The sequence below is a fragment of the Microbacterium sp. ARD31 genome, assembly GCF_031844425.1.
Map to the genome: position 1 here is coordinate 40,300 of NZ_JAUZVE010000037.1, position 21,964 is coordinate 62,263.

20 protein-coding genes and 2 tRNA genes are annotated in these 21,964 nt (G+C 70.8%); 17 read left to right on the plus strand and 5 right to left on the minus strand.

Translation table 11 applies throughout. From position 1 onward, the window contains the following. Window positions 1-9 precede the first annotated feature (9 nt). The 8 genes from Q9S36_RS39695 to Q9S36_RS39730 all read left to right on the plus strand — a co-directional run bounded on the left by Q9S36_RS39695 (window position 10) and on the right by Q9S36_RS39730 (window position 8,422). Window positions 10-1,563: an MFS transporter gene (locus Q9S36_RS39695; protein ID WP_311290259.1), complete on the plus strand. Its 1,554-nt coding sequence runs from the start codon at window positions 10-12 to the stop codon at window positions 1,561-1,563. A gap of 38 nt (window positions 1,564-1,601) precedes the next feature. Further along, the gene (locus Q9S36_RS39700; protein WP_311290260.1) at window positions 1,602-2,654 is read left to right on the plus strand and encodes a 3-isopropylmalate dehydrogenase; all 1,053 of its coding nucleotides are present in this window, start codon (window positions 1,602-1,604) and stop codon (window positions 2,652-2,654) included. Window positions 2,655-2,701: 47 nt separating this feature from the next. After that, on the plus strand, window positions 2,702-3,808 hold the full coding sequence (locus Q9S36_RS39705) for a branched-chain amino acid aminotransferase (RefSeq protein ID WP_311290261.1): 1,107 nt from the start codon (window positions 2,702-2,704) through the stop codon (window positions 3,806-3,808). Window positions 3,809-3,849: 41 nt separating this feature from the next. Next, window positions 3,850-4,617: a fumarylacetoacetate hydrolase family protein gene (locus Q9S36_RS39710; protein ID WP_251450096.1), complete on the plus strand. Its 768-nt coding sequence runs from the start codon at window positions 3,850-3,852 to the stop codon at window positions 4,615-4,617. Window positions 4,618-4,687: 70 nt separating this feature from the next. After that, window positions 4,688-5,926, plus strand: a complete 1,239-nt coding sequence (locus Q9S36_RS39715; protein WP_396653936.1) for an MFS transporter — start codon at window positions 4,688-4,690, stop codon at window positions 5,924-5,926. Further along, window positions 5,919-6,713 (plus strand): methyltransferase domain-containing protein, encoded by a 795-nt coding sequence (locus Q9S36_RS39720; protein ID WP_311290263.1) that lies wholly within the window; start codon window positions 5,919-5,921, stop codon window positions 6,711-6,713. Before Q9S36_RS39715 ends, Q9S36_RS39720 begins: the two co-directional genes overlap by 8 nt. A gap of 43 nt (window positions 6,714-6,756) precedes the next feature. Continuing rightward, window positions 6,757-8,268, plus strand: coding sequence for a glutamate--tRNA ligase (gene gltX / locus Q9S36_RS39725; protein ID WP_311290264.1), 1,512 nt, complete (start codon window positions 6,757-6,759; stop codon window positions 8,266-8,268). An 82-nt stretch (window positions 8,269-8,350) separates the two neighbouring features. Continuing rightward, window positions 8,351-8,422 (plus strand) — tRNA-Gln (locus Q9S36_RS39730). A 20-nt stretch (window positions 8,423-8,442) separates the two neighbouring features. On the opposite strand, the gene Q9S36_RS39735 is transcribed toward Q9S36_RS39730, so the two are convergent. Next, window positions 8,443-9,324 carry an aminoglycoside phosphotransferase family protein gene (locus Q9S36_RS39735; protein ID WP_311290265.1) on the minus strand — a complete coding sequence of 294 codons (882 nt, stop codon included), beginning with the start codon at window positions 9,322-9,324 and terminating at the stop codon, window positions 8,443-8,445. 157 nt (window positions 9,325-9,481) lie between these two features. Between Q9S36_RS39735 and Q9S36_RS39740 the strand changes: the two genes are divergently transcribed. The 4 genes from Q9S36_RS39740 to Q9S36_RS39755 are packed head-to-tail and all read left to right on the plus strand — an operon-like array spanning window position 9,482 to window position 13,589. Continuing rightward, a complete protein-coding gene (locus Q9S36_RS39740) occupies window positions 9,482-10,261 on the plus strand; it encodes a DeoR/GlpR family DNA-binding transcription regulator (protein ID WP_311290266.1) in 780 nt (259 codons plus the stop codon). Then, window positions 10,258-11,205 (plus strand): 1-phosphofructokinase, encoded by a 948-nt coding sequence (locus Q9S36_RS39745; protein WP_311290267.1) that lies wholly within the window; start codon window positions 10,258-10,260, stop codon window positions 11,203-11,205. The genes Q9S36_RS39740 and Q9S36_RS39745 overlap by 4 nt, the downstream gene beginning before the upstream one ends. Before the next feature lie 27 nt (window positions 11,206-11,232). Then, window positions 11,233-13,293 carry a fructose-specific PTS transporter subunit EIIC gene (locus tag Q9S36_RS39750; protein ID WP_311290268.1) on the plus strand — a complete coding sequence of 687 codons (2,061 nt, stop codon included), beginning with the start codon at window positions 11,233-11,235 and terminating at the stop codon, window positions 13,291-13,293. A 26-nt stretch (window positions 13,294-13,319) separates the two neighbouring features. Beyond that, window positions 13,320-13,589 carry an HPr family phosphocarrier protein gene (locus tag Q9S36_RS39755; protein ID WP_251450080.1) on the plus strand — a complete coding sequence of 90 codons (270 nt, stop codon included), beginning with the start codon at window positions 13,320-13,322 and terminating at the stop codon, window positions 13,587-13,589. Between the two features lie 102 nt (window positions 13,590-13,691). Here Q9S36_RS39755 and Q9S36_RS39760 read toward each other — a convergent pair whose 3' ends face one another. Continuing rightward, complete coding sequence (locus Q9S36_RS39760; RefSeq protein WP_311290269.1) at window positions 13,692-14,330, minus strand: MBL fold metallo-hydrolase; 639 nt, start codon at window positions 14,328-14,330, stop codon at window positions 13,692-13,694. 107 nt (window positions 14,331-14,437) lie between these two features. On the opposite strand from Q9S36_RS39760, the gene Q9S36_RS39765 reads away from it, so the two are divergent. Then, window positions 14,438-14,513: transfer RNA gene (locus tag Q9S36_RS39765), tRNA-Glu, on the plus strand. A 46-nt stretch (window positions 14,514-14,559) separates the two neighbouring features. On the opposite strand, the gene Q9S36_RS39770 is transcribed toward Q9S36_RS39765, so the two are convergent. The 3 genes from Q9S36_RS39770 to Q9S36_RS39780 form a co-directional block, all read right to left on the minus strand. Next, complete coding sequence (locus tag Q9S36_RS39770) at window positions 14,560-15,234, minus strand: hypothetical protein (RefSeq protein ID WP_311290270.1); 675 nt, start codon at window positions 15,232-15,234, stop codon at window positions 14,560-14,562. 103 nt (window positions 15,235-15,337) lie between these two features. Next, a complete protein-coding gene (locus tag Q9S36_RS39775) occupies window positions 15,338-16,447 on the minus strand; it encodes a DUF4349 domain-containing protein (protein WP_311290271.1) in 1,110 nt (369 codons plus the stop codon). Beyond that, window positions 16,444-16,998, minus strand: a complete 555-nt coding sequence (locus Q9S36_RS39780) for a sigma-70 family RNA polymerase sigma factor (protein WP_311290272.1) — start codon at window positions 16,996-16,998, stop codon at window positions 16,444-16,446. The genes Q9S36_RS39775 and Q9S36_RS39780 overlap by 4 nt, the downstream gene beginning before the upstream one ends. A 154-nt stretch (window positions 16,999-17,152) precedes the next feature. Between Q9S36_RS39780 and Q9S36_RS39785 the strand changes: the two genes are divergently transcribed. The 4 genes from Q9S36_RS39785 to murA all read left to right on the plus strand — a co-directional run bounded on the left by Q9S36_RS39785 (window position 17,153) and on the right by murA (window position 21,963). Further along, a complete protein-coding gene (locus tag Q9S36_RS39785) occupies window positions 17,153-18,286 on the plus strand; it encodes a TerC family protein (RefSeq protein WP_311290273.1) in 1,134 nt (377 codons plus the stop codon). Between the two features lie 173 nt (window positions 18,287-18,459). After that, window positions 18,460-19,920: a 3-isopropylmalate dehydratase large subunit gene (leuC, locus tag Q9S36_RS39790; RefSeq protein WP_311290274.1), complete on the plus strand. Its 1,461-nt coding sequence runs from the start codon at window positions 18,460-18,462 to the stop codon at window positions 19,918-19,920. A gap of 1 nt (window position 19,921) precedes the next feature. Continuing rightward, window positions 19,922-20,518 (plus strand): 3-isopropylmalate dehydratase small subunit, encoded by a 597-nt coding sequence (leuD, locus tag Q9S36_RS39795; protein WP_311290275.1) that lies wholly within the window; start codon window positions 19,922-19,924, stop codon window positions 20,516-20,518. A 74-nt stretch (window positions 20,519-20,592) separates the two neighbouring features. Further along, window positions 20,593-21,963, plus strand: a complete 1,371-nt coding sequence (gene murA, locus Q9S36_RS39800; RefSeq protein WP_311290276.1) for a UDP-N-acetylglucosamine 1-carboxyvinyltransferase — start codon at window positions 20,593-20,595, stop codon at window positions 21,961-21,963. The last annotated feature ends 1 nt before the right edge of the window (window position 21,964 follow it).

Here is a 21,964-nt window from a genome sequence, read left to right on the forward strand (position 1 = left end):
GGATCGGTCATGACCATCGACACACCGACGCGAGCTCGCACCACCCCGACGCCTCCGCGCGTCGGATGGCGCGGCTGGGCAGCGCTGGCCGTCCTGATGCTGCCGGTTCTGCTGGTCTCGGTCGACAACACGGTCTTGAGCTTCGCGCTGCCCGCCATCGCCCTGGACCTCGCCCCCACGAGTGCGCAGCAGCTGTGGATCATCGACGCCTACCCCCTGGTGCTCGCCGGGCTGCTCGTGACCATGGGCTCTCTCGGCGATCGCTTCGGCCGGCGGCGGATGCTGCTCACCGGAGCCGTGGGATTCGCCGCGGTCTCGGTGCTGGCCGCGTTCGCGCCCACCGCCGGGTGGCTCATCGTCGCGCGCGCGGCGATGGGCGTCTTCGGCGCCATGCTCATGCCCTCGACGCTCTCGCTCCTGCGCAGCATCTTCCCGGACCGGGATCAGCGGCGCCTGGCGATCGCCGTCTGGGCGGCGGGATTCTCGGCCGGTGCGGCCCTCGGCCCGGTCGTCGGCGGCGTCCTGCTGGAGCACTTCGCGTGGGGGAGTGTCTTCCTGCTCTCGGTTCCCGTGCTGGTACCGCTGCTGGTCTTCGCGCCGTTCCTGGTCCCCGAGAGCCGCGACCCCGCCCCCGGTCGCATCGACCTCGCCAGCATCGCGCTCTCGATGGCCGCGATGGTTCCGATCGTCTTCGCCATCAAAGAAGCGGCCGTCCATGGATTCGGAGCGGGGGTCGTGCTGCTCGCGGTGGCGGGTCTCGGGTTCGGCGTCCTCTTCGTGCGCCGGCAGAACCGCTTGGCCGTGCCGATGCTCGACATGACCCTCTTCGCCCGCGGCGCCTTCACCGGCGCGCTGCTGGTGAACCTGCTGAGCGTCATCGCACTCGTCGGCTTCCTGTTCTTCGTCGCCCAGCACCTGCAGCTGGTGGCAGGCCTGTCTCCGCTGCAGGCAGGCCTCGCCCTGGTGCCGGGACTCGCGGCGATGATCGCGGCGGGGCTGGCGGTCGTCCCCCTCGGGCGTCGCGTGGCCCCGCGTGTCCTCGTGCCCGCCGGACTGGCGGTGTCCGCCCTGGCCTACCTGGTGGTCGCCTCGACCGCGCACGGAGCACCCACGTGGGTGCTGGTCGTCGCCTTCGTCGCCCTGGGGCTGGGCATCGGGGCCGCCGAAACCGTCTCGAACGAACTCGTCCTCTCGAGCGCGCCGCCCGAGAAGGCGGGCGCGGCCAGCGCGGTCTCCGAAACCGCGTACGAGCTGGGCGCCGTCCTCGGCACGGCGGTGCTCGGCGGCATCCTCACCGCCCTCTATCGGGCGAATCTGGTGCTGCCGGCGGACGTCCCCGCCACGGCGGCCGCCGCCGCCCGCGAGACCCTGGCCGGCGCGATGCATGCGGCGGACGGCCTGGACACGGCGACGGGTGCGGCCCTCGCCACGGCGGCGGCCGAGGCGTTCGACTCCGGAGTCGGAGTCACCGCGCTCATCGGCGCGGCGCTCGTCGTGATCGCGGGCGTCGTCGCGGCCACTACCCTGGGAGGGTTCCGAACCGCGTCCGCGCGCGAGCACTGACCGCCGCGGCCGGACCAGCTTCCAGCACGAGGAGAGCGATGTCGCGCGTCGTCAAACTCGCCGTCATCCCCGGTGACGGCATCGGTCCCGAAGTCGTCGCCGAGGCGGAGAAGATCCTCCGGGCGGCGACCGCCGACTCCGAGGTCCGCTTCGACACCACGCACTTCTCGCTCGGGGCCGGACGCTATCTCGAGACCGGAGACACCCTCACCGACGCCGATCTCGCCGCGATCGCCGCCCACGACGCCATCCTCCTCGGCGCGGTCGGCGGAACGCCCGGGGACGAGCGGCTGAAGGACGCCAACATCGAGCGCGGCCTGCTGCTGAAGCTGCGATTCTCGCTCGACCACTACGTCAACCTGCGCCCGTCGAAGCTGTACGCCGGCGCACCCGGACCCCTCGCAGACCCCGGCGAGATCGACTTCGTCGTCGTCCGCGAGGGCACCGAAGGGCCCTACGTCGGCAACGGCGGATCGATCCGCACCGGCACGCCGCACGAGGTCGCGAACGAGACCTCGGTCAACACCGCGTACGGGATCGAGCGGGTCGTCCGCTACGCGTTCGCGCTCGCCGAGAGGCGGAGCCGACGGCTGACCCTGGTGCACAAGACCAACGTGCTCGTGCACGCCGGCGGCATGTGGAAGCGGGTCGTCGACGCCGTCGCGGGGGAGCACCCCGATGTGGCCGTAGACTACCTGCACGTCGACGCGGCAACCATCTTCCTGGTCACGAACCCGGGCCGTTTCGACGTGATCGTCACCGACAACCTCTTCGGCGACATCCTGACCGACTTGGCCGGCGCCGTCACCGGAGGCATCGGCCTCGCCGCATCGGGCAACATCAACCCCGACGGCGCGTTCCCCTCGATGTTCGAGCCCGTTCACGGTTCGGCGCCCGACATCGCGGGTCAGCAGAAGGCCGATCCCACGGCAGCGATCCTCTCCGTCGCCCTCATGCTCGATCACCTCGGGCTGGGAGACGAGTCCGCACGCATCACCCGCGCGGTCGAGCAGGACATCGCGGCACGCGAGGGATCGAGCCGCACCACCGCGCAGATCGGCGACGCCATCCGCGATCGGCTCCAGGCGTAATCTGGTCCCGCACCGCGCCGTCGCCCCCATAGCCAGGACGTGAACACATGACGATGATCGACTCCGACCCCGACACCGGCCTCGCCCCGCTCGCCTTCCAGGTGACCCGCAATCTGAACGCGGCCTCGCCGGCACGCCGTGACGAGGTGCTGGCCAATCCCGGCTTCGGCACGAACTTCACCGACCACATGGTCGACATCTGCTGGTCGGTCGGCGGCGGGTGGCATCGGCCGCGCGTGCAGCCCTACGGCCCGCTCTCGCTCGACCCGGCAGCTGCGGTGCTGCACTACGGCCAGGAGATCTTCGAGGGCATCAAGGCCTATCGTCACGCCGACGGATCGATCCACACGTTCCGACCCGATCAGAACGGCCGCCGCCTGCAGCGCTCCGCGCGCCGTCTGGCGCTGCCGGAGCTGCCGGTGTCGTACTTCATCCAGTCGCTGCGCGAGCTCATCGCCGTCGACGGAGACTGGGTGCCCTCGGGCGAGGACCAGAGCCTCTACCTGCGCCCCTTCATGTTCGCGGAGGAAGCGTTCCTGGGTGTCCGTCCCGCCAACAAGGTGGGCTACTACGTCATCGCCTCCCCGGCCGGCGCGTACTTCAAGGGCGGCGTCAAGCCCGTGTCGATCTGGCTCAGCGAAGACTACTCGCGCGCGGGCAAGGGCGGCACCGGAGCGGCCAAGACCGGTGGGAACTACGCCGCCAGCCTGCTGCCCCAGTCGGAGGCGTACGAGAACGAATGCGACCAGGTCGTCTTCCTCGATCAGGACCGCAACGTCGAAGAGCTCGGCGGCATGAACGTGATCTTCGTCTACAAGGACGGCAGGATCGTCACACCGCAGTCCGATTCGATCCTCGAGGGCATCACGCGCGACTCGATCCTCCAGCTCGCCAAGGACCGTGGTCACACCGTCGAAGGACGTGCGGTCTCGCTCGAGGAGTGGCGCAGCGGGGTCGCCTCCGGCGACATCGTCGAGGTCTTCGCCTGCGGCACGGCGGCGGTGGTCACCCCCATCGGCCTGCTCAAGGGCACGGACTTCCTCGACGAGCAGCCCACGGGCGAACTCGCCCTCGCGCTCCGGGAGGAGCTCACCGACATCCAGTACGGGCGCCGCGAGGACAAGCACGGCTGGCTTCTGCGCCTGGACGCGTGAGGCGGCACTCCCACTTCGGCGCGTGTCGTTAGGGTGAACGGGTGAGAATCGCGCGTTTCAGCCACAACGGAGCCATCACCTACGGGATCGTCGACGACACCGACCTCGTCGTCCTGGCCGGTGACCCCATGTTCGCCGGGTTCGACACCACGGGGGAGCGGGTGCCGATCGCCGACGTCGCGCTGCTCGCGCCGGTGATCCCCCGGTCGAAGGTGGTGTGCGTCGGCCGCAACTACCGCGACCACGCCGCGGAGCTCGGCAACGACGTGCCCGCCGCGCCCATGCTGTTCTTCAAGCCCAACACGTCCGTCATCGGGCCCGGCGACGCGATCGTGCTGCCCCCGCAGTCGGAGCGCGTCGACTTCGAGGGTGAGCTCGCGGCCGTCATCGGCAGGATCGCCAAGAACGTGCCCGCCGAGCGCGCCCTCGACTACGTCTTCGGGTACACGATCGGCAACGACGTGACGGCGCGCGATCTGCAGCGCAGCGACGGGCAGTGGGCGCGGGCCAAGGGCTTCGACACCTTCTGCCCCCTCGGTCCCGCGATCGAGACCGATTTCGACCCCACCGGCGATGCGGTCGTCACCACGCGGGTCAACGGCGACGTGCGTCAGCAGGGGCCGATCAGCGACATGATCTTCTCTCTGGCCGACGTCATCGCGTACGCCTCGGCGGCGTTCACCCTCCTTCCCGGGGACGTCATCCTCACGGGCACGCCCGCGGGCGTCGGGCCCTTCACCGCCGGCGACACCGTCGAGGTCGAGATCTCGGGCCTCGGGATCCTGCGCAATCCCGCGCGGAACGCGTAGGCCGGCGGTGGTCACGGCGCAGCCTCCGGATCCCACGGCGATCCCAGCCGAGGACGCGGATGCTGCGAGCCTGAGTCCCGGCGAGATCGCCCGCGTACAACGCCGGACGGTCCGGGTGCTCTCGGCGGGCCAGGTCCTCGGTGGGCTGGCGTTCGGGGCGACGGTCTCGCTCGGGGCGGTGCTGGCCGCGGAGATCTCGGGGGACGAGGCGTTCTCGGGACTCGCCGCGGCGGCGGTCACGCTCGGCACCGCCGTCTTCGCGGTTCCCCTGGCGTCGTTCGCCCGACGCCGTGGGCGGCGGGTGTCGCTGGCCACCGGCATGGCGCTCGCCCTCGTCGGGGTGATCCTCGTCGTCGGCGCCGCGGGTGCGGCATCCTTCCCGCTTCTGCTCCTTGCCTTCGGTCTCGTCGGTGCGGGCCAGGCGGTCAACCTGCAGACGCGATTCGCCGCGGCCGATCTCGCGAGCGACACCACGCGCGGTCGCGACCTGTCGATCGTGGTGTGGGCGACGACCGTCGGCGCCGTGCTGGGCCCCAACCTCACCGGCCCCGGTGAGGTGCTCGGCCAGTTCGTCGGCATGCCACCCCTCACCGGCCCCTACCTCATCACGGCGGGCGCTCAGCTGGCGGGGATCCTCGTGTATCTCGTTGCGCTGCGCCCCGACCCGCTGCTGCTGGCTCAGCGCGTCGTCGCCTTCGCGTCGCGTTCGTCGGGGGCCCGTGCGATCGTCAAGCCCGACGCGCCGACCGCAGCGCGCTTCGCGGTGTTCGCGATCGCCGCCGCGCACGGGGTGATGGTCTCGGTGATGGCCATGACGCCGGTGCACCTGATGCACCAGGGCGCGACGCTCACCGTCATCGGGCTCACGATCAGCCTGCACATCGCCGGCATGTACGCCCTGTCGCCCGTCTTCGGCGTCCTCGCCGACCGGATCGGACGCATCCCCGTCATCCTGCTGGGCCAGGTGCTGCTGGCCGCGTCGCTGGTCACCGCGTCGCTCGGGCAGGACGCCACCGCGGCGGTCACCGTCGGACTCATCCTCCTCGGTCTCGGGTGGAGCGCCACCACCGTGGCGGGCTCGGCCCTTCTGACCGAGGCGTCGTCCGAACAGCAGCGCACACGTCGTCAGGGCTTCAGCGATCTGGTGATGAGCCTGGTCGGGGCCGCGGGAGCGATCCTGGCCGGGTTCGTGCTCGCCTGGATCGGGTACGGCGGTCTGGCGCTGGTGGTGGGCGTCGCGGTGGTCGCCACCGTGGTCCTCGCCCCGTTCGGCCGCATCCCCGCGCAGACGGTGCCGGCCGATGGCTGAGTGGTCGGGTACGGGGCGCGCCTATGCGGAGTCTTTCGCTCGGCTGTGCGCAGGGGCGGTTCCGCCGCTGCTGGATGCCGTCGAGTCCGTGCGGGGAGCGCCGGCCGGGGGCCGCCTGCTCGACGTGGGCACGGGGCCGGGCACCGTCGCGGGTGCGGCCTCGGCGCGGGGTTACGCGGTCGTCGGGGTCGATCCGGAGGGGTCGATGCTCGCGGTCGCCCGGCGACGGCATCCCGACGTGCATTTCTCGGCCGCCGCTCTGCCGGACCTGCCGTTCGAGGACGGATGGTTCGACGTGGTGACGGCGAGCTTCGTCCTCGGGCACGTCGCCGACCTGCAGGCGGCGGTCGCTGCGCTCGCCCGCGTGTGCACCGGGGACGGCGTGGTGGCGCTGACGTCGTGGCCCTCGGGCCGGAGCCCGCTCCGCCCCCTCTGGGAGGACGTCCTCGCGCGCGGTGGCGCGGTCGGCTACCCGCCCGACAGCGGTCCCCCCGGGGGCGGTGCCGAGCGCTCGGCCGAGGGACTGGCCGACCTGCTGGCCGACGCCGGTCTCGGGCGCATACGCACCGGCACGCTCACCTGGACCTTCGAAATCGATCCCGACGACCTGTGGCGCGGGGTCGCCGGGGGAGTGGCGACCATCGGAGGCATCCACCGGTCGCTCGACGACGAAGGCCGCCGGGCACTCCGAGCCGCCTACGACGAGGTCGCCGGGACGAGGGCGGACAGCGACGGGATGCTGCGGGTGCCGCACTCCGCGATCATCGCGGTGGGCACCCGGCGGTGACCGCGCCGGGATCGACCCGGCGGCGGATCTAGACTGGTCGGCGATGTCCTCCACACCCGATCCCCGCACCACCACCGCCACCGGCTCCGACGTGCGCGTGCGGTTCTGCCCGTCGCCGACCGGCCTGCCGCACGTCGGCCTCATCCGCACCGTGCTGTTCAACTGGGCCTATGCGCGTCACCACGGCGGCACCCTCGTGTTCCGCATCGAAGACACCGACGCGGCCCGCGACAGCGAGGAGAGCTACCAGCAGCTGCTCGAGGCGCTGCGGTGGCTCGAGATCGACTGGGACGAGGGCGTCGAGACCGGCGGCCCCCATGCGCCGTACCGGCAGTCGCAGCGTCACCACATCTACCGCGAGGTCCTCGACAAGCTCGTCGCCGCCGGCGCCGTCTACGAGAGCTACTCCACCGCCGAGGAGATCGACGCCCGCAACGAGGCCAACGGCCGCGCGAAGCAGCTCGGCTACGACAACTACGACCGGGATCTCACCGACGAGCAGAAGGCCGCGTTCCGGGCCGAGGGCCGTCAGCCGGCCTGGCGCCTGCGGGTTCCCGACGAGGACCTCACCTACGTCGACCTCATCCGCGGCGAGGTCACCTTCCCCGCCGGCTCCTTCCCCGACTTCGTGCTCGTGCGAGCGGGGGGAGTGCCGCTCTACCCGTTCGTGAACCCCGTCGACGACGCGCTGATGGGCATCACCCACGTCATCCGCGGCGAAGACCTCATGCCGTCGACGGCGCGCCAGCTCGCGCTGTACCGCGCCCTCGTCGACGCGGGCGTGACGACGTTCATCCCGCGCTTCGCCCACATGCCCCTTGTCCTGGGTGAGGTCGGCAACAAGAAGCTCTCCAAGCGCGACCCCAAGGCCGACCTCTTCCTGCAGCGGGAGAAGGGCTTCATCCACGAGGGACTCCTCAACTACCTCGCGCTGCTGGGGTGGGCGATCGGTCCCGACCGTGACGTGTTCGGTCTCGACGAGCTCATCGCAGAGTTCGACATCGCCGACGTGAACCCCAACCCGGCGCGGTTCGACCAGAAGAAGGCCGAGTCGATCAACGGCGACCACATCCGGATGCTGGCCCCCGAGGACTTCGCCGCCCGCATCGTCCCGTACCTGCAGACCGCCGGAGTGATCGGCCCGGAGCCGACGGCCGAGCAGGCGGCGCTCGTCGCGGCATCCGCGCCCCTCGTGCAGGAGCGCGTGCAGCTGCTCGGCGACGTTCCGGGCATGCTGGGCTTCCTCTTCACGGATGAGATCGTCTACGCGGACGACGCGTTGTCGTCGCTTCCCGACAACGCGCCCGAGGTGCTGGTCGCCTCGGTCGACGCGCTCGAGCTGGTGCCGGAGAGCGAGTTCACCGCCGCCGCGGTGCAGGAGGCGTTGGCGGGCGCGCTCATCGAGGGTCTCGGACTGAAGCCTCGCGTGGCGTATGGACCCCTGCGCGTCGCGCTGAGTGGACGCCGCGTGTCGCCCCCGCTGTTCGAATCGATGGAGCTGCTCGGCAAGACGGAGTCTCTCCGTCGCCTCGGCGCGCTGGTGGCCGCGCGCTGACGCGCCCGGCCACCGGTCCGGTTTGGTCGAGGGGCCGAGGTCGACTAGACTCGATCCTCGGCACGACTTCGGTCGAAAGCCTTGGGGTATGGTGTAATTGGCAACACGGCTGATTCTGGTTCAGTTGTTCTTGGTTCGAGTCCAGGTACCCCAGCAAGACGATAAAACCCCCGCTCAGACGGGGGTTTCGTCATGTGCGCCGACGTCGGCGACGATCTCGCGGCCGAGGTTCGCGTGCGCTGGGTCGCCGTCGCCGTGTTCGAGGAGCAGTGCGCCCACCGCGGCGGCCCACCCCTTCGCGCGTGTCCACGTCGCCGCATCGGCCCGGTACGCATCCATGAACGCCGCGCGTCCGCGCGCGTCGAAGACGATCCACGCGGCGGCGAGGTCGTAGGCGGGATCGCCGGCGGTGACGTCGCCGAAGTCGATGACGGCACGGAGGCGCTCGTCGCGCACGATGCGGTTGCCCGGATGGAGGTCGCCGTGGATCCAGACCGGTCGACGTGCCCACGGCGGAGCGCCCGCACCGCGCGACCAGACGGTCGCGAGCCGGGACGCGTCGCCGGGGGAGAGAAGGCCGCGATCCTGCAGGCCGCGGATCCGCGGGCGGATGACGTCGTCGCGCTGGGCGAGCGGCACTCCGCGATATGGGTTGGCCGGCCACAGGCCGTCGGCGACGACGTGCAGGGCCGACAGTGCGGCCGCCAGCTGCGCGGCCCACGGCGTCCGCGCGCTCCGGGCCGACTCCAGCCCCGTTGTCCCCGGGATCCACGGAACCACGGACCACGGCCAGGGGAACGCGTCGGTCGGCCCGCCCGCGGCGACGGGCGCCGGAACCCGGATGCCCGTCGCTGCGATGCGCGCACGGATGGCGGGAAGGGCGGATTGCTCGTGCTCGATGAGCGCAGTGGCGGACGCCCGCCGGGGAAGCCGCGCGCACAGGTCGTCCCCGAGGCGCCACATCTCGCAGTCCCACCCGGAACCCGCGCGCACGATCGGCCGCTCAGCCAGAGCGCGGACTCCGGAATGGGCGTGGGCGGCGAGCAGTGTACGCACGACAGCCTCGGTAATCGCGATATCGGCGGGCGGTCGTTGCGGCACTCCCGCACCCTATCCGCGTGCAACGCCCGCCGCGTGTCATAGGCGACAGATGTCTTGTTCTGTGTGGGAATGTGTTGTACTGTGTGGGAAATCCCAGCGAAGGGCACGGACCATGTACGCAGCGGAGCGTCAGCAGCTCATCGAGCGCCGACTCCGTGCCGACGGGCGCGTGAGTGTCGTCGACCTCGCCCAGCGCTTCGACGTCACGACGGAGACCGTCCGCCGCGACCTCGACCTGCTCGAGACCGCCGGCCTGCTGCGACGCGTCCACGGCGGAGCGGTCCCGATCGACAGCGGCTCCACAGCCGAGGCGACCCTGGTAGAGCGCCGGAGCGTCCACAGCGCCGCGAAGGCCGCCATCGGTGCACGCGCGGCGCGCGCGATCGGCGAGGGCTTCCAGGGCTCGGTCTACTTCGACGCCGGAACCACCACGGCGGCGGTCGCCCAGAGTCTCGCGCCGCGGCTGCGCGCCGGCGGCATCGAGATCGTCACCCACGCGCTCAGCCTGGCCGCGGAGCTGGCCGGGCAGTCCGGTGCGGAGCTCACCGTCATCGGCGGCCGCGTCCGAGGCGTCACCGCCGCCGCCGTGGGCTCGGACACCGTCCGGACCATCGAGAACCTGCGGCCCGATGTGGCCTTCGTCGGCACGAACGGCGTCTCCGCCGGCTTCGGCCTGAGCACGCCCGACCCCGACGAGGCCGCCGTCAAGCGCGCGATCGTGCGTGCCGCGCGGCGTGTCGTCGTCGTCGCCGACCGTGACAAGCTCGGGCGCGAGCTGCTCGTCGGCTTCGGCGCACTGGCCGACGTGGACGTGCTCGTCAGCGACGCCCAGCCCGACGCCGAGCTCGCGCTCGCGCTGGCGGACGCCGATGTGGAGGTCTGGAACGCATGATCGTCACCCTCACCGCCCATCCGTCGCTCGATCGCACGGTGACGCTCGCCGCGCCGCTGCAGCCCGGCGAAGTGCAGACGGCGACGGCGTCGCGCGAGGATGCCGGCGGCAAGGGGATCAACGTCGCCCGGGTGATCGCGGCCGCCGGCGGAGCCACGCGCGCCGTCCTGCCCTTGGCGGTCGACGACCCCTTCGACGCGGCGCTGCGCGGGGCCGGTGTGGATGCCGTGCGCGTGCCCGTGCGCGGTCACGTCCGAGCGAACATCACCATCACCGATCCCGCCGGGGTGACCACCAAGCTCAACCTGCCGGGCGCGATCCTCGACGCCGCCGAGCTGGACGCCCTCATCGCCGCGACGGTCGACGTCGCGCGAGGCGCCGACTGGCTCGTGCTGGCCGGGTCCCTCCCACCCGGTGCGGGCGACGCGTTCTACGTCCAGGTCATCGCGGCGGTGCGCTCCGCCCTCGGTCCCGACGCCCCGCGCATCGCCGTTGACACATCCGGGCCGGCTCTGCGCGAAGTCGTCACTCATGGTGCCCCGGACCTCATCAAGCCGAACGAGGACGAGCTCAGCGAGCTGACCGGCATCGCCCTCGACCCGGCGACGCCGCTCGTCGAGGATGTCGTGCGCATCGCGCGGCATCTCGTCCCCTCACGCACCGGCGCGGCCCTGATCACCCTCGGCGCGCACGGCGCGGTGTACCTGAGGGCCGACGCGGCCTGGGCGGCGACGCCGCCCCGGATCCAGGTCCGAAGCACCGTGGGCGCCGGCGACAGCTCGCTCGCCGGATTCCTGATCTCGGATGCCGCGGGCGGCACGCCCGAGGAATCCCTCACCACCGGCGTCCGCTACGGCGCGGCCGCTGCTTCGCTCCCGGGCACGCAGGCGCCCACGCCGAGCGATCTCCCCGACGGAACCGTCCCCGTCACCCGTCTGTTCTGAACCCCGCACCATCACCACGGAGGAACCATGTCCGACACCATCACCCCGGAGCTCGTCAGCCTCGACGAGACGCTCGGAGACGACAAAGCCGCCGTCATCCGTGCTCTCGCCGAGCGCGTGGCGGCCACCGGCCGCGCCACCGACGGCGCGGCACTGTACACCGACGCCTGGGCCCGCGAGCAGAAGGACGAGACCGGCCTGCCCGGCGGCATCGCGATCCCGCACGCCAAGAGCGCGGCCGTCACGCAGCCCTCGCTCGCTTTCGCCCGCCTCGCCCCCGGGGTCGACTTCGGCGCGCCGGACGGCCCGGCCGATCTGGTGTTCCTGATCGCGGCGCCGGAGGGGGCCGCCGAAGCTCACCTGGCCGTGCTGTCCAAGCTCGCGCGCAGCCTGATGCAGGACGACTTCACCGCGGGTCTGCGGGCGGCCACCACCGCGGAGGAGGTCGTCGGCATCGTCCGCCGCGCCATCGGCGAGGAGGACTCCGCAGCCGCCCCGGCCGCGGCCCCCGCCGCGACAGCTGCCGCACCGGCCGCCGCGGCATCCGGGCTCGAGGTCGACGGCCGGCCCGCGCGCATCGTGGCGGTCACCGCGTGCGCCACCGGCATCGCTCACACGTTCATGGCCGCGGACGCGCTGACGGCCGCCGGCAAGAAGAACGGCGTCGACCTCGTCGTCGAGCCGCAGGGCTCCAGCGGCTACCAGGCGCTGCCCCGCGACGTCATCGACAACGCCGACGCCGTGATCTTCGCCACCGACGTCGACGTCCGCGAGCCGCAGCGCTTCGCGGGCAAGCCGGTCGTCCGCGCCGGAGTCAAGCGCGGCATCGAGCAGCCCGACCAGCTCATCGCCGACGCGGTCGCCGCCGCCAAGGACCCGAACGCGACGCGCGTGGGCGGCACGGCCACGGCCTCCGATTCCGCGCCCGCGGAGACCCTGTCGTGGGGCGCACGTATCCAGCGCATCCTGCTGACCGGCGTGAGCTACATGATCCCGTTCGTCGCCGGCGGCGGACTCCTCATCGCGCTCGGCTTCCTGCTCGGCGGCTACGACGTCACCGACAACGCGGGCACGATCATCACCCAGAACGCTCTGTGGAACCTCCCCGAGGGCGGCGAGAACCTGCTGCTCGGCAACGTCGGGCTCTACCTCGGCTCGGTCTTCTTCATGATCGGCGCCACATCGATGGGCTTCCTGGTGTCGGCTCTGGCGGGCTACATCGCGTTCGCGATCGCCGACCGTCCCGGCATCGCGCCCGGCTTCGTCGCCGGTGCGGTGGCCGTCCTCATGAACGCCGGGTTCATCGGCGGCATCGTCGGAGGTCTGCTCGCCGGCTTCGTCGCGTGGTGGCTGGGCAGCCTCAGCGCCCCGCGCTGGCTGCGCGGTCTCATGCCGGTCGTGATCATTCCCCTCGTGGCGTCCATCGTGGCGTCGGGCCTGATGATCCTCTTCCTCGGCCGCCCGATCGCCGCTCTCATGGAGGGCCTCACCGTCTGGCTCAACGGCCTCGCCGGCACCTCGGGCATCGTGCTCGTCGGTGTGATCCTCGGTCTCATGATGTGCTTCGACCTCGGCGGCCCGGTCAACAAGGTGGCCTACGCCTTCGCGACCGCGGGTCTTGCCGCGGCCACGGCCGAAAACGCCACGCCGTACCTGATCATGGGCGCGGTCATGGCCGCGGGGATGGTCCCGCCGCTGGCCATGGCCCTCGCGTCGACCGTCCTCGCCCGCAACGTCTTCACCCCGGTGGAGCGCGAGAACGGCAAGGCCGCGTGGCTGCTCGGTGCGGCCTTCATCAGCGAGGGTGCGATCCCGTTCGCCGCGGCCGACCCGCTGCGCGTGATCCCCGCCTCGATGATCGGCGGTGCGGTGACCGGTGCGCTCACGATGGTCTTCGGCGTCCAGTCGCTGGCACCCCACGGCGGGATCTTCGTGTTCTTCGCCATCAACCCCATCTGGGGCTTCCTCATCGCCCTCGCGGCCGGTACCGTCGTGACGGCCCTGGTCGTCGTGGCCCTCAAGCGGTTCGTGGGCCGCAAGGAGCTCGAGCAGGCCAAGGCCCCCCTGAAGACCGCCGTCCCGGCGTGACCGACGAAATCGATCGAGGAGACGACATGGCAGAACGCACCGCCACCATCGCCAGCAGCTCAGGCCTGCACGCCCGCCCCGCGAAGCTCTTCGTGCAGGCGGTGCAGGAGAAGCCGGTCCCGGTGACGATCGCCGTCGACGGCGGGCCCGACCTCAACGCCGGCAGCATCCTGTCGCTCATGGGCCTCGGCGCCTCGCAGGGCACGGTCGTGACGCTGAAGGCCGAAGGCGAGGGTGCCGATCAGGCCCTCGACGAACTCGTCGCGCTGCTCGAGACCGACCTCGACGCCGAGTGAGAGGCCACTCCGGCACACGCCTCTGACGAGGCGACGGACCAGAAAGCGGATGCCGCGGCTCGAAGCCGGCGCGGCATCCGCTTTCTCCGTCCCGGGAGCGACTCAGATGTCGGCGGCCTCGCCGACCTCGAGCTCGAGGAACTCCCCGCCGTCCTGCTCCACGGCCCACGCCAGCCGTGCCCTGCCCATCTGTCGACCGGCGACGGACAGCGTCATGTCGTGGGTGCCGAAGGCCTGCCGCGGGGCGACCTTCAGCACGAAGTCCATGGCGTCGCCGATCTTGAGCCAGGGCGCCCCGACCGGTGCCGCGAGGAGCTTCACCTCCACCCCTCCGGGCACGGTGTACGAGTCGCCCGGGTAATAGAAGGCGTCGTTGACGAGGACGCCGACGTTGTCGACCACGGGGATCGACTCGTGGATGAGTGCGTGCCTGCCCCCGAAGAACGTCAGACGGAACGGCCCGACCTCCCGGGTGTCGCCGGGCGCGACCTCCACGACGTCGAAATCGGATGCCGCGGCCACGACACCCGCCGGTCCGTAGACCACGGCGTCGGGGAAGGTCCGCAGGATGCGGGTGAGGTGCTCGGGGGTCCAGTGGTCGGGGTGCTCATGGGTGATGACCACGCCCACCACCTGCTCGAGCTCGCCGAGGGGAGCGGTGAACGAGCCGGGATCGATCACCAGCGTCTTCCCGGCATCGTGGACGGTGAGCGTGGCGTGTTCGTATTTCGTGACTCGCATGGGTCGAGTCAACCGCCGCCGCCGACCCTCGGCAAGGGCCGGAACCGGGACCCGTGTCGATTTGGCGGGCATCCGAACACATGCCATAATCGAACGGTTGCGAAAGCGGCCCCATCGTATAGCGGCCTAGTACGCCGCCCTCTCACGGCGGTAACGCGGGTTCGAATCCCGCTGGGGTCACCAACCAGAAGAGCCGGTCCACAGGACCGGCTCTTCTGTCTTCCTCGGGTCAGTTCGCGATGCCGCCGCACAGGACCGGCACGGTCGCCTCGAGCGGGATCCCGGCGCCGAGCGAGGACGACCGGCTGGCGAACGGGTCGTCGGCGTTGAAGGCGTACATGCCGTTGCCGTCGAAGTCGATGCCGTGGACGATCACCTGCACCGTGTCGGCGTTGGCGTACCCTTCGGGGCTCGAGAGCGTGCGCTGGTAGTACAGGTACCCGTCGGCGTCCGCCGTCGCGTACCGGTCGAGGGCGAGCGCGGACGCCGGGGTGACGTCGCCCGTGCTGGTGAGCGAGGTGAGGATGCCGCCGTAGAAGGGCACGCCGTCCAGAACGGTCACGACGCCGTCCTCGCCGGCCTGGGCGGGCCCGGGGCAGCCCTGATCGAGGGCGGGGCCGTCGACGCCGTGGAGGTGCATGGCGTGGGGCAGGTTGGGGGAGAGGCCCCAGGCCTCGACCGTCACCTGCAGCTTGCCGTTCGGAAGCGCCTTCACCCGCGTCGTTCCCGAGGCATCGCCCCCGGGCACCGCGGCGGGCTGGATCGAGGCGAGTCCGTAGGTGTAGCTGCCGACCTTCGGCGACGGGTTGTCGTCATGCGCTGCGGACGCGCCCCCGGCGGCCCCGAGGACCATCGCTGCCACCAGCGCCGTACCGGCGGCCATTCCCCAAGTCTTCTTCAACATCGCGTACTCCTTCGTACAGAGCGACCTCGGCCGACGGCGGTCGTCGTCTGGGTGACCGGGTGCCACGCTCTCTTCGGAGCCGTGCGACTTTCGGATGGGGCATTCACTCCGCGGCGGCGTCGTCCCTCGTGCGCCGACGACCGCGCACCGCCCGCAGGACCGCCCACACGATGAGCGCCCCCGCACCGACCACGGCGATCCAGGGAGTCAGGAAGCCGAGCGCGACGACGATCCCGTTGAGGGTCGCGATCAGGCCGTTCCATCCTGCGGCCAGGCCGTCCCCGAAGCCGGCGGGATCGGCCTCGACGATCTCGACGTCCGGGGTGAGCGAGACCGTCAGCGACGACATCGCCACCTGCCGCTCGACCCACTCCAGCTCCTGCTGGTACGACTCGAGCATGGCCTGGCGCTCCGACAGCGCAGCCTCGGCCGCGATCAGGTCCGAGAGATCGCCCGCCTCGGACATCAGGTCCATGAGGCGGTCCACCGAGGCCTGCGCCGCGTCGATCCGTGCGCGCAGGTCGATGGCCTGATCGGTGACGTCCTGCCGCGAGATCGTGGACGTCGTGACCTCCCCGAGGCGATCGAGTTCGTCGATCAGCCCGGTGAGGGCGTCCGCGGGCACGCGAACGGTGATCCAGGCTCCTCCCGGCGGGTACGGGTAGGGGTACGACACGCCCTGGTCGTCGGTCATCCCGGGCTCGGCGCCGTCGGGAACCTCCGAGGCGGCCGCATCCACGTTCAAGGACTCGACGTAGCCGTCACGGCTCTCGGCGGCTTCGCCGATCGCGCGGGCGGCGTCCCCGACGTCCGCCACGACGAGCGTGGCGGAGGCCGTCGTGATCATCTCGCGTTCGCCGGCGGCGTCGTCGCCGGAGTCCTCCGTGGCAGCTCCGCCGCCGTCGGCGGCATCCACGGCGCCGCCGGAGTCGCCGTCACCGGCGAATCCCGGCGCGATCTCGGGAGCGATCGCGTCGCCTCCCGACGACCCGCCCACGCCCACGACTCCCGACAGGTTCGGGGCGATGACCGCCGCGATGAGGATCACGGCGGCGGCGGCGCCGCCGGCGACCCACCAGCGTCCACGCCGGCGGCGCCGGACGGACTCGCCCTGCCGCTCGCGGGCGATGTCCGCGAACAGCGCCTCCTCGATGGCGGCCACGCGCTCTTCGGGCAGTGCGGGAAGTGCGGTCTGCGGCTCTCGCGTGTTCATGTGCTCTCCTTCACGCTCGTCCGCAGACGTGTGCGGATCCGGGAGAGACGATTGCGCACGACGCCGTGCGCGACACCGAGGCGGTCGGCGGCGGCTTGGTAGCCGTAGCCCTCCGCCGCGCAGAGGCGGAAGATCTCGCGATCCAGCGGACTGAGCTCGGCCACCTCGTGCAGGATGCGGGCGACGAGGTCGTCGTCGATGACCTGCTGCTCCACATCGACGCCCGCGGGGAGCGACTCGTCGGCCGCGACGGTGGTGTGCTCCCGGTCGCGCTTCTGGCGCCTGACCCTGTTGGCCGCCTGGAACCGGCAGATCGTCGCCAGCCACGGCAGGAGCGATTCGCCGGACAGCTCCAGATCGGGCAGCTTCCGCCACGCCACCAGGAATGTCTCCTGCGTGACGTCCTCGGCGTCCGCCGGCGTGCCGACGAGCCGGTGGGCGATCCAGTAGACCGGCCGCACGTAGGCGCGGTAGAGCTGACGGAAGGCGTGCTCGCTCCCTCCGGCGGCCAAGGCCACCAGCTCGCCGTCGTCCCTCGTGTCGTCGGTCATCCCGTCCCCGGCTCGTCACCGCGCACACGGCGGTGTCGTGTGCTCATTGTCTCTCACCCCAAGAGTGTGCGCCCAGCGGCATCCGTCTCAGGTCGGTCCGCGGCGGTGCACGCGGTATCCTCGGATCTCTCCCCTCCCCGTTCGAAAGGCTCTCATGGGCTTCGAGATCCCCCTGTGGTTCCAGATCGGCGCGCTCGTCGTGCTGAGCGTCATCCTCATCGCCGATCTGCTGCTGATCCTGAAGCGGCCGCACATCCCCTCGATGAAGGAGGCGACGCTCTGGGTGGTCTTCTACGTCACCTTGGCGCTGGCGTTCTCGGTGGTGATGCTGTGGGTGACGCGCAGTCCCGACGCGATGGGGGAGTTCATCGCGGGATGGCTCACCGAGTACAGCCTCTCGGTGGACAACCTCTTCGTGTTCGTGCTCCTGATGAGCCAGTTCGCGGTGCCGCGTCGCTACCAGCAGGAAGTGCTCATGGTGGGCATCATCATCGCGCTCGTCCTGCGCGGCATCTTCATCCTGCTCGGCGCGACGCTGATCGAGAACTTCAGCTGGATCTTCTACCTCTTCGGCCTGTTCCTCATCTACACCGCGTGGCGCCAGGCCTTCCCCGGCAAGCATGAGGACGACGCACACGCCGAAACGGGCATCGTCCGCTTCCTCCGGCGGTTCATCGACATCAGCGACGAATACGACGGCTCCAAGCTGCGGACGGTCGTCGCGGGCAAGCGGATGTGGACGCCGATGATCCTCGTCTTCATCGCCATCGGCTTCACCGATCTCGTCTTCGCGATCGACTCCATCCCGGCGATCTTCGGGATCACCCAAAGCCCGTTCATCGTCTTCACGGCGAACCTGTTCGCCCTCATGGGCCTGCGTCAGCTCTACTTCCTGCTCGGCGGCCTGCTCGATCGCCTGAAGTACCTGCACTACGGCATCGCGTTCATCCTCGCCTTCATCGGTGTGAAGCTCTTCTTCCACGCCCTGCACGTCAACGAGCTGCCGTTCATCAACGGCGGGGAGCACGTGGAGTGGGCGCCGGAGATCTCCACGTGGGTCTCGCTCGGGGTCATCATCGCCGCCATGGTCGTCGCCACCGGCGCGAGCCTGCTGTCCTCCCGTCGCGAGGCCACGGCCGTCTCCTCGGGCCATGCCGCCGCTCCGGGGCCGCAGGATCTGCCCGACGGCTCGGGCCACACCCGCGCCGAGGAGGCCGCGGCCGCGGTCGCCGACGAGAAGGGCACCCCCGCCACCGTCGAACAGCCGCCTGCGCCCGATCAGCGCTGAGCGGACCGCGCGGTCGACGGTGGTAACCTAGCCCGCGTGCGGAACGCTCTCCTCCTTAGCGGCCGCGACGAGTCCTAGTTCCCAGGCCTCACTCGTCGCGGAGTTCGTCGCGGGCCCACCACTTCTGGGCACCCTCCCGTCGAGAGGGTCTCCATCCGAGGAGAACGACTGACATGAGCATCACACCCGACGCGCGAGCGATCCCCGATCACCCTCGCACTCTGGCCGAGAAGGTCTGGGACGACCACCTCGTCGTCAAGGGCGAGGGCGGGCAGCCCGACCTGATCTACATCGATCTGCACCTCGTGCACGAGGTCACCAGCCCCCAGGCCTTCGACGGCCTCCGAGCCGAGGGCCGTCCGGTCCGCCGTCTCGACCTCACCATCGCCACCGAGGACCACAACACCCCGACCCTCGACATCGACAAGCCGATCGCCGATCTGACCAGTCGTACGCAGATCGAGACGCTGCGCCGCAACGCCGCGGAGTTCGGTGTGCGGCTGCACTCCCTCGGCGACAAGGAGCAGGGGATCGTCCACGTCGTGGGTCCGCAGCTCGGACTCACGATGCCGGGCATCACCGTCGTCTGCGGCGACTCCCACACCTCGACGCACGGTGCTTTCGGCGCGATGGCGTTCGGAATCGGCACCAGCGAGGTCGAGCACGTGCTGGCCACGCAGACGCTGCCGCTCAAGCCCTTCAAGACGATGGCCATCACCGTCGAGGGCGCGCTCCGTCCCGGCGTCACCGCGAAGGACATCATCCTCGCCGTGATCGCCAAGATCGGCACGAACGGCGGCCAGGGCTACGTCCTGGAGTTCCGCGGCAGCGCCATCCGCGCGCTGTCGATGGAGGGTCGCATGACGATCTGCAACATGTCGATCGAGGCCGGCGCGCGGGCGGGGATGGTGGCTCCGGACGAGACGACCTTCGCCTATCTGAAGGGCCGGCCGCACGCGCCCGAGGGGCAGGACTGGGAGGACGCGGTCGCGTACTGGCGGACCCTCCCGTCCGACGAGGGCGCCGTGTACGACGCCGAGGTGTACCTCGACGCCGACGAGCTCGAGCCCTTCGTGACGTGGGGCACCAACCCCGGGCAGGGCGTGTCGCTCAGCGACTCCGTTCCCGACCCGGCTGCGATCGCCGACCCGAACGAGCGGGCAGCGGCCGAACGCGCGCTCGAGTACATGGATCTGCGGGCCGGAACGCCCATGAAGGACATCCCGGTCGACGCGGTCTTCATGGGCTCGTGCACCAACTCCCGCATCGAGGATCTCCGCGCCTTCGCGTCGGTGATCAAGGGGCGCAAGAAGGCCGACGGCGTGCGGGTGATGGTCGTTCCCGGATCGGCGCGGGTCCGTCTGGAAGCCGAGGCCGAGGGGCTCGACAAGGTCTTCACGGACTTCGGCGCCGAGTGGCGCTTCGCCGGCTGCTCGATGTGCCTGGGCATGAACCCCGACCAGCTCGCGCCCGGGGAACGCTGCGCGTCGACGTCGAACCGCAACTTCGAGGGGCGGCAGGGCAAGGGCGGACGCACCCACCTGGTGTCTCCGCTGGTGGCGGCCGCCACCGCGGTGCGCGGCACGCTGTCGAGTCCCGCGGATCTGCCGGCGCCGACCGGAGTGGAGGTCTGACATGGAGAAGTTCACCACGCACACCGGGGTCGTCGCACCGCTGAAGCGCTCGGCGGTCGACACCGACCAGATCATCCCCGCCGTCTACCTGAAGCGCGTGACCAAGACGGGCTTCGAAGACGCCCTCTTCGCCAACTGGCGCCAGGACCCCGAGTTCGTCCTGAACCAGCCCGCGTTCGCCGGCGCCAGCATCCTCGTGGCCGGCGCGGACTTCGGGACCGGCTCCAGCCGCGAGCACGCGGTGTGGGCGCTGCGCGACTTCGGCTTCTCCGTCGTGCTCAGCCCGAAGTTCGCCGACATCTTCCGTGGCAACGCCGGCAAGCAGGGACTTGTCACCGGCGTCATCTCCGAGGAGGATCTGGAGCGCATCTGGTCCGCGATCGACGCCGATCCCGGCATCCGGATGACGGTCGACCTGGAAGCCCGAACCGCCCGTGCGGGCGACGTCCAGGTCGGCTTCGAGATCGACGATTACACTAGGTGGCGGCTTCTCGAAGGGCTCGACGACATCGGGCTCACGCTGCGCAACGAAGACGAGATCGTGCAGTTCGAGGCTCGCCGCGAGGCATGGCGGCCCAGGACGCTCCCCGTCCGCTAAGCCAGGTGCAAGACCGCACCACGGTCACCCCGCACCCCCAAGCCACCCTCGATGACACAAGTGAGGTCCACCGGATGAAGTCGCTTCTCAGCGTTGACGACGCCGCTATGGCGGAGGAGAGGGAAGTGTCCGGCGAGACGCTCCGGATCCGAGGAGGGCGACCCCTCACCGGCCGCGTCGAGGTCAAGGGCGCGAAGAATCTCGCGACCAAGGCCATGGTCGCCGCGCTCCTCGGCGAAACCTCGAGCACGCTGCGGGACGTTCCCGACATCAGCGATGTGCAGGTCGTGCGCTCCCTTCTCGAGGTTCACGGCGTCGTCGTCACCGACGGCGACGAGCCCGGCAGCATGGTGTTCGACCCGAGCGGCGCCGTCTCGGCGCACTTCGAGGAGATCGACGCGCACGCCGGTGCATCGCGCATCCCGATCCTCTTCTGCGGGCCGCTGCTGCATCTCCTCGGCGAAGCACTCATCCCCGACCTCGGCGGATGCCGCATCGGCGACCGCCCGATCAACTTCCACATGGACGCGCTCCGCGCGTTCGGTGCGATCGTGGACAAGAGCTACGAGGGCATCCGCATCACGGCTCCGGACGGCCTGACCGGCGCGAAGATCGAGCTGCCGTACCCGAGCGTGGGCGCCACCGAGCAGGTGCTGCTGACCGCCGTGAAGGCGCGCGGGGTGACCGAGCTGCGCAACGCCGCCATCGAGCCCGAGATCATGGACCTGATCGCGGTGCTGCAGAAGATGGGCGCGATCATCTCCTACGAGCCGAACCGCGTCATCCTCATCGAGGGGGTCGACACCCTCCGCGGCTACGACCACCGCTGCATCTTCGACCGGAACGAGGCGGCCTCGTGGGCCTGCGCCGCCCTCGCCACCGACGGCGACATCTTCGTCGGCGGCGCCCGCCAGCAGGAGATGCTCACGTTCCTCAACGTCTTCCGCAAGGCGGGCGGCTGGTTCGACGTGCGCGAGGACGGCATCCAGTTCCGCAGGGACGGCGCGCTCAAGCCCGTGGTCGTCGAGACGGACGTGCACCCCGGCTTCATGACCGATTGGCAGCAGCCGCTCATCGTCGCCCTCACGCAGGCCGAGGGGCGCTCGATCGTCCACGAGACGGTGTACGAGAACCGCCTGGGCTTCACCGAGGCGCTCGTGCAGATGGGTGCCGACATCGTCGTGCACCCCGACGGCATCGCCAGCACCGACCGCAGGGTCCCCCGACGGGCACTGGAGCAGGCGGCCGTGATCAACGGACCCACCCCGCTCCACGGCGCGGACGTCGAGGTGCCCGACCTCCGCGGCGGGTACAGCTACGTCATCGCCGCGCTGGCGGCCGAGGGGGAGTCGATCGTTCGCAACGTCGGCATCATCCGGCGCGGGTACGAGAAGTTCTTCACCAAGCTCGCCGCACTGGGCGCCGACTTCGACGTCATCGGCTGAC